This is a genomic window from Psychrobacter sp. A3 (assembly GCF_028823565.1).
Classification (GTDB): domain Bacteria; phylum Pseudomonadota; class Gammaproteobacteria; order Pseudomonadales; family Moraxellaceae; genus Psychrobacter; species Psychrobacter celer.
In genome coordinates, this window is sequence record NZ_JAPEHS010000104.1 from 1 (window position 1) to 7,533 (window position 7,533).

Here is a 7,533-nt window from a genome sequence, read left to right on the forward strand (position 1 = left end):
GATGCTAAAATTGCGCCATACTGCGTTGCAAATCTAGCTAAGGCATCTGCATTATTGTCGCTTTGCGCCTTGGCTGGAACAATTTTAGCGATCAGCAGTGCCTATTTGTAAATGTTAAACACGCCCTAAAATAGCGCCGCTAGTATCACGATATGAGCGGCGTTATTTTTTTTGCGTCGATATCAGCCATAGACCATGCTACTGTGTTGCTGCACCCTATATCTAGTTATAAAAAATAAAATTTTTTGATTATATAGAAACTTGATAGAAACAACAGTTTTTATTACATTTAATTACAATTTAATGGCTTGCTACTACGCCGCTTTCATGACAAATTAGAGTCATACCAACAACGAAACCCAAGTACAAAATCTAAGTGTCTAACCTCAATACGTATTTATAGAATGTATTTACCTTGACGGTATTTATCTTCATTAGCAACCAAAGAGACGATATAAGAATACGTTGATTTTTTGCTAAAGATACTGGTGGCTAACGGTCTATCTATCAGAGACATAGCTAACAAGGGTCTTAGATTTGATTAATGAGTTGTTGGTAAGGCAGGGTGATACAGGCAGGACGGCTATGTCATCTGTTGATTGTGAGTTATAAACAAAAGGACAATAATATGAATGTTTCTATCAGTGGTCATCATATCAGTGTTACCGAAGCCATGGACAAGGCAGTTCGCGAAAAGCTAGAAAAAGTAGAGCGACATTTTGATCAGATACAGAGTATTAAAGTGATACTATCGCTCGATAATAGTGGCGCCAGTGACGGCGGCATGAAGAGCCATAAGGCCGAAGCCATTATGCGAGTGGCGGGTCAAGAGATGTTTGTCCAGGCATGTGAAGATGATATGTACAAAGCCATCAACGACATGGCCGACAAACTCGATAGACAAGTCCGTAAGTACAAAACCCGTCAAGAGCGTAAGAAAACGCAAGGAACAGGGCGTGATGGACGTTATCAGGATGTGACGCCAGCCGAGATAGCGCCAGCAGTATGATCCTATTAGGACCTAATAGAGCGTAGGACAATACAACTACTATTATAATGTCATTACCTTATTAGGTCTTAATTTCTTATAAACAAATAAACGGCATAAAAGAAAAGACCTTAGCACTTATGAGCTAAGGTCTTTTCTTTTATGCCATTTACTATATCGGAGCTATTTAATCAGAGCCGAGCTAAGGTCTTTTCTTTTATGCCATTTACTATATCGGAGCTATTTAATCAGAGCCGTTTATTCTCAGCATAGTGATTTTATGTCGAACTGACGATACGTAACGGCAGTATATGGCAATACGGTCGTTGAGACCTAGCCACCGCCGACGGCTTGCACCACTTCGATGCTCATGCCTTCTTTGACACGCATGCCAGCAAGCTCGCTTTTTGGTATCAGCTCGCCGTCGACTTCTACCGCATAGCGACCTTTACTCAAGCCCAGCTCGTTGATGACCAGCTGCACCGTCTGGTGTGTGGTTTGTAGATGTTTACCATTGACACTAATAGTACTCATAACAGATGCTCCCTAACGCAGTCTTGTTCCTTTTATCGGTGCTGACATATGGGTCATACTATCAGCCGCCTTACTCTTTATCATTTTTTTATCATGGCTATCAGCCCTGACAAGCTATTTTGCGACCGCCGGCTTGATGGCAAATGCAGATATCGCCAGCCATAGCCAGCCTACTATCATCAGCACGCCGCCGATAGGCGTGATAGCACCAAACCAGCGCGGCGCGCCCAGTGTCATCGCATAGAGGCTACCAGCAAATATGATAATACCGATTTGTAGCAGCCATGCGGGGGCTTGCGCGGCGTACCTTAGACGTATCAACACGCCGACGATCAGCAGGCCGAGCGCATGGACAAATAAATACAGCGTTGCGGTATGCCACCACTCTAACTGCTGCAGGCTGACGAGGTTTTTCAGACCATGCGCGCCAAATGCCCCTAGAGCCACGGCAATGGCCATATTAATCGCCGCAATTCCTATCCAATTTACCATAGTAAAACTCGTGTTATGTACTGCATCATGCTCTGCACTATCTACTGCTCTGTACTATTTGCTACCATGTACTCTGTACTGTCTATTGAATGTCATCAGGTAAGATAACGCTATCGATGGTCATGGCATCGCGAATCTTGTCCATGGCGTTTTTTTCGATCTGGCGTACGCGCTCCGCTGAGATAGAGTAGACTGCTGCTAGCTCATGCAAGGTGGATTTTTGCTCAGAAAGCCAGCGCTGCTCGACAATGTCACGTGAGCGATCATCCAATGTGCCCATCGCGGCAAGCAGTGCTGAGGAGTTGTTTTCTTCCCAGTCTTCTTCTTCGAGCTGCTCGGCTGGATCGATGCCATCTTCTAAAAACAACTGCGGCGCATAGCGGCCATCGTCATCATCGCTAGATTGCGCTTCAAATGAGGCGTCATAAGAGGTCAGACGCGATTCCATCTCTAACACTTGCTTACGCGTGACGTTTAAGTCCTTGGCGATGGCATCCGCTTCTTCTAGCGTCAGCTGATTATTGGTTTTCTTTAAGCTGCGTAAATTAAAAAACAGCTTACGGTGCGCCTTGGTGGTGGCGACTTTGACGATACGCCAGTTACGAATCACAAACTCATGAATCTCCGCCTTGATCCAATGAACGGCAAAGGATACCAAACGTACGCCTTTATTGGGATCAAAGCGTTTGACCGCCTTCATCAGCCCCAAGTTGCCTTCTTGAATCAAGTCCGCCTGCGGCAATCCGTAGCCTGAATAGCTACGAGCGATATGAATGACAAAACGCAGATGTGACATGACCAATAAGCGCGCCGCTTCGACATCGCCTTCGTCATAGTAGCGGTGTGCAAGCTCTTGTTCTTGCGTTGGGGTCAAAATAGGGATTTGGTGCACAGTATTAATATAAGCGCCCAGATTTACCCCAGGAGCCGTCAAGTGAGTCGGCATCGCAGGCACCAAGTCACGAGTGCTGGTGTCGCCAAGGGTGCTGGCGTCGTAGGGTGGCCGCTCGGCAGCGGCTTTTAGCGCCGCATCGCGTGCTTCATTTTTTATCGGCGCTGCCTCGTCTTTTTTACTCGTTTTTGCAGCATTGTTAGAAGTATTAGCCATATTCTTGACCTTGGTTAAATAGTTAAGCAAATAGTCAGATAAAAATCTTTATAGTTGTAATTGTAAAGGATAGCCACCGTTAGTTGCTATCGGTTTTGGTAATGATGAAGTGATATATTGTATCGAAATGCGCGACAGATTTATCATCATTGGCAGGTTGATGGGTCACTTCATGGACGCTTAAAGACAAAGGTGCTGCGCTGCCCGTTTGCTGGCTTTGGCGACAAAACGCGGTGATATCTGCCTGTGAGTTGGGATCAGTCGCTACCACATATAGCGACTCGCCTGCTGTCACCTCACGCAGAGCTACTTTGGTCTTTAATAAAGGCATCGGGCAGGCCAGTCCGCGGCCGTCGACCAGTTTTTTTATTGTCAGGCGCGGCGGTGTCATGTCCAGCGGCGTATCGCTGATGAGTACTGCGTCACCCAGCAAGCGTAGCAGCTCGCAGCTTTGCTGTTGCTCAGTTGCAGACAAATCCGCCGCGAAGTAAATAACGTCAGAGGCGGGGCGGGTGATGGGCTGACTATCGGCAGACATAAACAAACCTTATCATATGCGAGGGTTTTAACTTAAGAGAGGGGTGATGGTTTGTCATTATAACAAATAGCGCAGGGGCGATTGCAGTTGAATATAGTCAACGTCATGTTCAGTTCGTTAGAATGATAACGATGATAATGATATAACGATTGCACAGTCATGTTGCACAATCGTGACGGTCTGCGTGGTGATTGGTAGTCACAGGCGCGGGACAATTGATTTTGCACAAACAAGCTCGTATAGTCAAAACGACGTTGGGATTTATTTGTATAGGATGCGCATTTGTTTTATTTTCATCAATCGCTCACAGGCCGTACAGTCGCCCCTGAAGTAGCATCATCGCCGACTTTGCTGATGCCTGATACTGTCTCTATCCAGAAGCGCAGGCGCAGCGTGGCTCACAGGCCGTCCTTATCTATCCTATCGGCGGCGATATTGACCATATCGGCGATGACCGCTGTGACCCCTAAAAGTAGTCACGCCGCCGGCAGTGATCTGCGTCAAGCGTCGTCTGCGCCTTATGATTCGTGGCAGTCCACCGATACCCAAGAGCTAAGTTTGCCAAGCTTGCGCGGGCAAGGACTGAGCTTTGCTGAACAGTATCACAATAAGCTGCTCGGTGAGTGGTCACTACGCAATATCAATAAAAGCATCAAGATGGAGCATGATCCGTGGATACACGAGATCGTCAAAGACATGACATGGCGGCTCAATGCACAAGCAAGGCAGCAGGCACCGATGGGCTTGGTCATTATTGATAATCCAAGTATCAACGCTTTTGCCGCGCCAGGAGGCGTCATCGGTATCAACACGGGGACGATACTCGCCGCCAGTAGTATGGATGAGCTGGCAAGCGTCGTTGCTCACGAAGTTGCTCATATTAGTCAGCGCCATTATGAGAGCGGGGCAGACGAGCGCAAAAAAGCGCTACTGATGCAGATAGGCGGTATGCTGGCAGCCATTGCAGCGTCGGCGGTCGATGGAGATGCTGCCGCAGCCGTGATGATGGGGAGCCAGACTGCGACGATGAACAGTAGCATGGCGTTTAGCCGCAATAACGAGCGCGAGGCCGACCGTGTGGGCATGCAAATTATGACCCAAGCGGGTTATGATCCAAGGGCGATGCCAAGGTTTTTTGCCACCATGAATCAGCAAAGCCAGCTCAATCAAGTTGAAAATCGATTTTTACCAAGCTTTGTGCGCTCGCATCCACTAAGCAACGAGCGTTTGAGCGAATCGCAAAGCCGAGCCCAGCACTATCCACCTTTATCATTGGCCGAGCAGCAGCGCCACCAAGCACTGTTTGACCTGCTCTATTGGCGCGTACAGAGTACAGGTAAGCATGCGTCAGAAACAGTGCTGACGACAGCGGCCAAAAACAGCGTTGGGGCCAAGTTGGCATTGATGCAGTGGTATGGCGAGCAGCAGCGCTTTGACGATGCCGATGAGATACTGGCAGCGCTAAACAAACTGCCCGCAGCTCAGCGTCAAAGGCTTGAGCCACTTTTATCGATTACTCATAGCCAGTTGTTAGCTGAGCAAGGTAATTGGGCAAAAGCGGCGGATATTTTGGCCAGTCAGCAGCGTCTCTATCCTGAGCGCCGTGATTTGCGACTCTATTTGGCAGAGGCGCTGACCAATAGTAATCAGCCGCTCCAAGCGCAAGCATTACTCAAGCCTTTGACCCAGCAGCAGCCAAGTGACCGCTATGCGTGGCAAAGCCTGCAATTGGCCAACGAAAAACTGGCCAAAACCACCACCACACCAAAGCTGGCCAATATTGCTACCATTAATGCGCTGCGCTATCGCAGTCATGACCAGCTGTGGAGTGGACGTTATGATGCCGCGCTTACCTCGTTGACACAAGCCAAGCAGCTGGCAGACAATCTCCAAAATACTGCGCAAGCTGGTAGCGCGCGTCCACTACTGGCCAATATCAAAGCTGAGATCAAAAACGTAAAAACCGCCCAAGACTTTGAGCCTTAGGCGGTGATTGATTGGGGCGGTTACTGATGTAAATGCTCACTGAGATACCGCTGCTCGCGCGAAACCGTTATACTTAGATTTGTAGTGCCTAGCTTTACAGTACCTAGATTTGCAGCGCTTAGCCTTGTAGCGCGTTTTTGACCAGCTTTGAGATGGTGGCAGGGTCGGCGCGGCCTGCCGTTTTGCTCTTTAGCACGCCCATGACACTGCCCATATCGCGCATCGATGTTGCGCCTTGCGCTTGAATCTCTGCATTGACCAAAGCGGCAATCTCGTCATCATTCATCTGGGCGGGCATAAACTCATTAATGACATCGATCTCAAACTGCTCTTTGGCTGCCAAATCATCACGGCCATTTTCGGTAAAGATACCGAGTGACTCTTGGCGCTGTTTTAGCTGCTTTTGTAGTACCTCTAAGACGGCGGCATCGTCTAGCTCGATCTGGCGGTCGATTTCGATTTGTTTGACGACTGACTGTACGTTGCGTAGCACCTTGACGCGCTCGAGCTCACGCGCTTTCATAGAAGCTTTGATGCTGTCTGATAGTGTTTGTTTGAGTTGGCTCATTGTTATTATCCTTATGGATTAGAGACTAGGAAAGCGTGCCATAAAAACGGCCTGTGCTGGTGTTTTTTATGGGTATGGTTTATGAGTATAGTTTTGTGAATGCCGTATGAGCTGATAATAATATATGTTTGAATCCAAATAAATCAGATACATGGCTATCAAGCCGCTCAATGAAAAGTTGGCTTTCTTGCTTGCTGTGCCTACGCCGACAGATGCTGCGAAAAACAACTTTTCATCTCACTGTATCGTTTTTATATCGGAGCGACGATATCAGTAATAATAATAAAAATTGTAGCACAAAAAACGCCACTGATATCAATCGATAGCAGTGGCGTTCCTGTAGCGCTAATATTTAGCTAATCAAATAAGTGATTAGTACATACGAGTGGTACGAATGGTTTCGCGTTGCAATTTTTTCTTATAACGCTTTACAGCAGCGGCTTTTTTGCGCTTGCGTACTTGCGTTGGTTTTTCATAAAACTCACGCTTACGTACGTCTGATAGTACGCCGGCTTTTTCACAAGCACGTTTGAAACGACGGATAGCGATGTCAACTGGTTCGTTTTCTTTAACCTTAACTGCAGGCATGAAGACTCCTTGATTAGGATGAGATATAAGGGCATTAGTTTGGCTGTATAGTAGTATTTAGCCGTAATATCTCAAGATTACTGGCATCAGCTCAAACTAGGACAATTTTGTGCTAGAGCACAAGGGCGAGTATTCTAATAAAAAATAGCAATAAAGTCAATGGTTTTTGCTGATTAATTCATAATTATCATTAAGTTGCGCCCTTTTTGTCCACTGGTACAGTATGGCGGCGTCATGAATACCAAACAAAAGCGAATGATGTTTGATAAGGCTTGATTGGTCAGTGCAAGGTGAGATGGACTACTATATGCATCAGTAGAGCTGCTTTTGGCAAGTGTGGCCATCAAGAAAAAACCCTACTGTCTATAACGGTTTGGGTAGAGTTTATGCTATGATTATTTGCATCATATCAATCGTTTTATGTGCACTTTATTGAGGATGTTGCAATGAAAAAATCAGTACTAAATACGGCGCTAAGCACCGCATTTGTCGTCGCTTTAGGCTTTGGTATCAGCGCGTGTAGTGGCGACAAAGAAGGCGAGTCGCATCAAGTATTGGCCAAAGACCGTGTCGATGAAGCCTCTGAGCTTGCCCGTAGCAACGCTCCTGCCGCTGAACAAATGGATTTCCCCGAGTCAGCGCCGACGACGACAGAAAGCACTGATGCCGAAAGTACCGATGCTGAAAGCACAGACACCCAAGGTGAGGCGACAGATGCTGGCACCACTGAG

General features: G+C 47.2%; 9 protein-coding genes. 3 read left to right on the forward strand and 6 right to left on the reverse strand.

Annotated features, from left to right (window positions below; genetic code table 11):
* The first annotated feature begins 628 nt into the window (after nucleotides 1-628).
* The gene (gene hpf / locus NK638_RS11170) at nucleotides 629-1,009 is read left to right on the forward strand and encodes a ribosome hibernation-promoting factor, HPF/YfiA family (RefSeq protein ID WP_274633077.1); all 381 of its coding nucleotides are present in this window, start codon (nucleotides 629-631) and stop codon (nucleotides 1,007-1,009) included.
* A 312-nt stretch (nucleotides 1,010-1,321) separates the two neighbouring features.
* Here the strand turns inward: hpf and thiS are convergent, their stop codons facing one another.
* The 4 genes from thiS to NK638_RS11190 all read right to left on the reverse strand — a co-directional run bounded on the left by thiS (nucleotide 1,322) and on the right by NK638_RS11190 (nucleotide 3,660).
* On the reverse strand, nucleotides 1,322-1,522 hold the full coding sequence (thiS, locus tag NK638_RS11175) for a sulfur carrier protein ThiS (RefSeq protein ID WP_075101831.1): 201 nt from the start codon (nucleotides 1,520-1,522) through the stop codon (nucleotides 1,322-1,324).
* Between the two features lie 114 nt (nucleotides 1,523-1,636).
* On the reverse strand, nucleotides 1,637-2,014 hold the full coding sequence (locus NK638_RS11180) for a DUF423 domain-containing protein (protein WP_274633078.1): 378 nt from the start codon (nucleotides 2,012-2,014) through the stop codon (nucleotides 1,637-1,639).
* A gap of 82 nt (nucleotides 2,015-2,096) precedes the next feature.
* On the reverse strand, nucleotides 2,097-2,960 hold the full coding sequence (gene rpoH / locus NK638_RS11185; protein WP_201584544.1) for an RNA polymerase sigma factor RpoH: 864 nt from the start codon (nucleotides 2,958-2,960) through the stop codon (nucleotides 2,097-2,099).
* A gap of 241 nt (nucleotides 2,961-3,201) precedes the next feature.
* On the reverse strand, nucleotides 3,202-3,660 hold the full coding sequence (locus NK638_RS11190; protein ID WP_274633079.1) for a sulfurtransferase TusA family protein: 459 nt from the start codon (nucleotides 3,658-3,660) through the stop codon (nucleotides 3,202-3,204).
* 282 nt (nucleotides 3,661-3,942) lie between these two features.
* Here NK638_RS11190 and NK638_RS11195 point away from each other — a divergent pair, with 282 nt between their 5' ends.
* A complete protein-coding gene (locus tag NK638_RS11195) occupies nucleotides 3,943-5,646 on the forward strand; it encodes a M48 family metalloprotease (protein WP_274633080.1) in 1,704 nt (567 codons plus the stop codon).
* Nucleotides 5,647-5,764: 118 nt separating this feature from the next.
* On the opposite strand, the gene NK638_RS11200 is transcribed toward NK638_RS11195, so the two are convergent.
* Nucleotides 5,765-6,214, reverse strand: coding sequence for a GatB/YqeY domain-containing protein (locus NK638_RS11200; protein WP_274633081.1), 450 nt, complete (start codon nucleotides 6,212-6,214; stop codon nucleotides 5,765-5,767).
* Between the two features lie 372 nt (nucleotides 6,215-6,586).
* A complete protein-coding gene (gene rpsU, locus NK638_RS11205) occupies nucleotides 6,587-6,802 on the reverse strand; it encodes a 30S ribosomal protein S21 (protein ID WP_010195908.1) in 216 nt (71 codons plus the stop codon).
* Between the two features lie 446 nt (nucleotides 6,803-7,248).
* On the opposite strand from rpsU, the gene NK638_RS11210 reads away from it, so the two are divergent.
* A partial coding sequence (locus tag NK638_RS11210; RefSeq protein ID WP_274633082.1) for a hypothetical protein occupies nucleotides 7,249-7,533 on the forward strand: 285 nt, incomplete at its 3' end.